This window comes from Streptomyces sp. MnatMP-M17 (assembly GCF_900091995.1).
GTDB lineage: Bacteria > Actinomycetota > Actinomycetes > Streptomycetales > Streptomycetaceae > Streptomyces.
Genome location: NZ_FMDK01000361.1, coordinates 1 through 3,889, shown reverse-complemented (window position 1 = coordinate 3,889; position 3,889 = coordinate 1). Strand labels below are relative to the sequence as shown.

At 69.8% G+C, this 3,889-nt stretch carries 4 protein-coding genes; 1 reads left to right on the top strand and 3 read right to left on the bottom strand.

Features of this window, described 5'->3' with window-relative positions:
* Positions 1–47: 47 nt before the first annotated feature.
* The 3 genes from GA0115259_RS16885 to GA0115259_RS16875 form a co-directional block, all read right to left on the bottom strand.
* Positions 48–287 (bottom strand): hypothetical protein, encoded by a 240-nt coding sequence (locus tag GA0115259_RS16885; RefSeq protein WP_141716598.1) that lies wholly within the window; start codon positions 285–287, stop codon positions 48–50.
* Between the two features lie 117 nt (positions 288–404).
* On the bottom strand, positions 405–743 hold the full coding sequence (locus GA0115259_RS16880; RefSeq protein ID WP_093597346.1) for an endonuclease domain-containing protein: 339 nt from the start codon (positions 741–743) through the stop codon (positions 405–407).
* Positions 744–815: 72 nt separating this feature from the next.
* Complete coding sequence (locus tag GA0115259_RS16875; protein ID WP_093597343.1) at positions 816–1,028, bottom strand: hypothetical protein; 213 nt, start codon at positions 1,026–1,028, stop codon at positions 816–818.
* A gap of 463 nt (positions 1,029–1,491) precedes the next feature.
* Here GA0115259_RS16875 and GA0115259_RS16870 point away from each other — a divergent pair.
* The coding region (locus GA0115259_RS16870; RefSeq protein ID WP_256098025.1) for an nSTAND1 domain-containing NTPase at positions 1,492–3,889 on the top strand (2,398 nt) is incomplete at its 3' end.

Here is a 3,889-nt window from a genome sequence, read left to right as displayed (position 1 = left end):
CGCCGGGGGCCGGCGGGCGCGGCCGCGTGTTCCGGTCCGGCGGCCGGTCAGGCCGTGTACCCGTACACCGAGCGGACGTCGCCGGTGAAGGGCTTGACCAGGCCGCGCGGGGCCGGGCTGTTCACTCCGCCGTCCGGCTCGAACGCGGTCACGACGACGTTCTCGTCCCCCAGGGCGTGCCGGAGACGGCGGTGGTGGCGGTCCGCCTCCCCGGCGTCCTCCAGCGGGCCGGTCTTCGTCCACTGGGTGTCGCGGGAGGGCGGCCGGCCGTCGTCGGTCCAGTACACGCACGGGACTGCCAGCAGCCGGCGCACCCGGCGCAGGCCGTCCGCGAACTCCTTCTCGCTCAGGCCCAGATAGGACAGCTCCCCCCGGTACCAGGCCAGCGCGGCCGTGCCGCCGGCCTAGAACCGCCAGTGCAGGTAGGCCGCCTGGTGCTGCATCGCGCGTTCGGGGACGCGCAGCGCCGCCTCCATCGACCCCAGCCAGCTGTTGCAGCTCCTGCACAACACACCGCGCACCCGGCCCGTCCCCGCGTCATGGTCGACGGCGGCCGTCGGGCGGCGAGCGCACAGCTGGCACTGCGGATGACGGTCACGGAAGGCGGCGCGCTCGCTGTTCGACATCCACGCGTACAGCAGCGGCAGGGTACGGCGGGCCTTCCACCGGGCGCGGGGCCCAGCCGGTGGCGTACCGAGCAGGCAGCCCAGTGCGCACCGCTGGGTGTGAGTCCAGCAGGTCACCGGCCAGTTCCCGTTTCCCGCCCGCGGACTGTCCGCGGGCGGCAGCGGGGCAAGTGAGGGGCTGCGGCGAACTCAGCAGCGGTTCGTTGGCTCGTCGCCGTAGGGGAAGGACACGTTGCCGCTGTACACCCAGGCGCGCCAGTCGGAGGCGTAGAACCACTTCGTCCCGTAGTCGGGGTTGTAGAACACGCAGCGGGCGTAAGCCCAGCCCTGAGACGGCGTCTTGTATCCGTCGCACTCCGAGGCCGGTCCTCCGCGGAAGGTGGCTCCCGCCTTGTAGTGCATGAAGCTGCCACCAATAACGCTGATTCTCCAGTCGCAGTTGACTGCTGACTTAGAGGTGGGGCCAGGTGCTGCAGAAGCAGTGCCGAGGGTGGGCCCGGCAACTGCGGCCGCGGCCGGGGCCTGGGCTGGTACCGCCGTAGCGCCGAAGGCAACCACAGTGCCGAGGCCGAGAGTCATCAGAACTTTCCGGATACGCATGTCTACTCCCTCTTCGTTGACGCACGTTTGAACCGTTGCGTTTCGCTGGGGCTGCTGTTGAGCCCTCACGGTTGCATCACCATTTCAATGGGCTGGGCGGTTGTTTGGCAGTGCTGTTCCGGCGGCCAAACAATGGCCGGGGGTGATCTCGTAGAGGGCGGCAGGAGCTGCGTAGCGTGGCCATCGGCCCAGTACGGGGGCGGTGGGAGGGACTTTGGCTGTGGCGGGTCGTCGTGAGGTGCCGGTGGATCCGGGGGCGGGGCCGGTGCAACGGTTCGCGTCCGAGTTGCGGAAGCTGCGGGCCGAGACGGGTATCACCTACCGGGCCATGGCCCAGCAGGCGGGCTATTCGATCACCACGCTGTCGCAGGCAGCGGCGGGTGAGCAGTTGCCGACGCTGCCGGTCGTCTTGGCCTATGCGGCGGCGTGCGGAGGCAACGACGGCGAGTGGGAAACCCGGTGGCGTGAGGCATCCGTGGAAGCGGCCGCCCTGACTGCTGAAAACGGCACGGAAACGACAGATCCGCCGTACCGAGGGCTGGCCCGGTACGAGACCGGTGACAGCGGACAGTTCTTCGGACGCAAACAACTCACCGAGGACCTCATGTCCTTGCTGCGCCGTGAGCGGTTCGCGGCAGTGTTCGGCCCGTCGGGCAGCGGGAAGTCTTCTGTGCTGCGCGCGGGAGTGATTCCCGCGCTCCAGCACTCCGAAGACGGGAGTGCGCGGCTGGCCGCGATCCGGGTTCTGACTCCCGGCGAGCACCCCTTCCGGACGCAGGCGCACCTCGTGACCCCGAAGGACGCCTCCGCGGACACGCTCGTGGTCGTTGACCAGTTCGAGGAAGTCTTCACCCTCTGCAAAGATCCCGCGGAACGCGCCGCCTTCATCGACCTCCTGCTCGCGGCACGCCGGCCCGGCAGCCGACTACGTGTACTCATCGCGGTCCGCGCCGACTTCTACGGCCGCTGCGCCGAACACCGCGATCTGGCCGACGCCCTGCGCGACACCAGTGTGCTGGTCGGCCCGATGACTCCCGATGAACTGCGAGAGGCCGTGGTGAAGCCGGCTGCGGCCCGCGGACTGACGGTGGAGCGGGCACTGACCGCCCGGCTGGTCGACGAGGTCGCCGGCCAGCCCGGCGGACTGCCCCTGATGTCACATGTCCTGCTGGAGACCTGGCGCCGGCGCAGGGGCGGCAAGCTCACACTGGAGGGCTACCAGGCGGCCGGCGGACTGAACGGAGCCGTCGCCCAGACCGCCGAGGACGTCTACACCCGGCTCACCCCCCAGCAGGCCGAGATGGCCCGCAGCATCCTGCTCCGGCTCGTCACCCCGGGCGACGGCACCCCGGAGACCCGCCGCCTGGTCCCACGCAGCGAACTCGACACCGCACACGATCCCCAGCAGGCCGGGCAGATCATCGAGGACCTGGCCCGAGCCCGGCTGCTCACCCTCGACGACGACACTGTCGACCTCGCCCACGAGGCCCTCCTCACCGGCTGGCCCCGGCTCCACGGATGGATCGAGGACGCCCGCGACCGCCTGCGCCTTCACCGCCGCCTCACCGACGACGCCACAGCATGGGCCGAGACGAACCAGGATCCGAGCGCCCTCTACCGCGGCAACCGCCTGGCCGCAGCCGAGGAACAGCTCACGGCACTCAACCTGAACACGGTGGAACAATCCTTTCTCGCCGCGGGCGTCGCCACCCGGGACCGGGAAGAGGGTGCTGCGGTTCGCGCCACCCGGCGTTTACGCACGCTCAGCGCCTCCCTGTCCGTCCTGCTGGTTCTTGCCGTCGTCGCAGGCCTGATCGCCTGGGATCAGAGCCGGAGCAGTGACCGCCAGCGTCAGGCTGCCGACACCGCCCGGAAGGTGGCCCTGTCCCGGCAGCTCGCCGCACAGTCGGCGGTGCTCGTCGGCACCAACTCCGATCTCGCGTCACTACTGGCCGTCCACGCGTTTCGGAACAGCCCAACATCCCAGGCCCTGGAAAGCCTTCAGGCCGCCGCTGCCGTGCCTCTCCGCCACAAGCTCACCGGGCACTCCGGCGCTGTACTGTCGGTGGCGTTCAGTCCGGACGGGCGCACGCTGGCCGCCACCGCCGACGGCGGCGGCACAGTCCGGTTGTGGGACACAGCTACGGGCCGTCTCCGTAAAAGCCTGACCGGATTGACGGGGGCCGTCCTCTCCGTGGTTTTCAGCCCCGATGGACAGACCTTGGCCACCGCCAGCACGGACGATCGCTCAGTGCGGCTGTGGGACACGAACACCGGCCGCCTCCGACGAAGCTTTGACGAACGAACCAACGGAACGATGTCAGTGGCGTTCAGCCCCGACGGCCGCACCCTGGCAACCGCCAGCAGCGGGCATGGGGTAGATCTGTGGAACCCGGACACCGGCCGCCTTCTCAGAAGCCTTGACGAACGGTCCATCGGAGCGGAACTGGTGGCGTTCAGTCCCGACGGACGCACCCTCACCACCGCCAGCGGGCTTGACCGCTCGGTGCGGCTATGGGACACGGACACCGGCATCATCCGAAGAAGCCTCAGTGAAGGAGCCAACGGAACCCTGACGGTGGCGTTCAGCCCGGACGGGCACACCCTCGCCACCGGCGGCCAAGACCAGACGGTGCGGCTGTGGGACACGGCCACCCGCGGGC

Bases quoted from the DNA above. Each gene is read 5' to 3' on its own strand.
- GA0115259_RS16875 (WP_093597343.1), bottom strand. From the start codon at position 1,028: ATGCACTACAAGGCGGGAGCCACCTTCCGCGGAGGACCGGCCTCGGAG.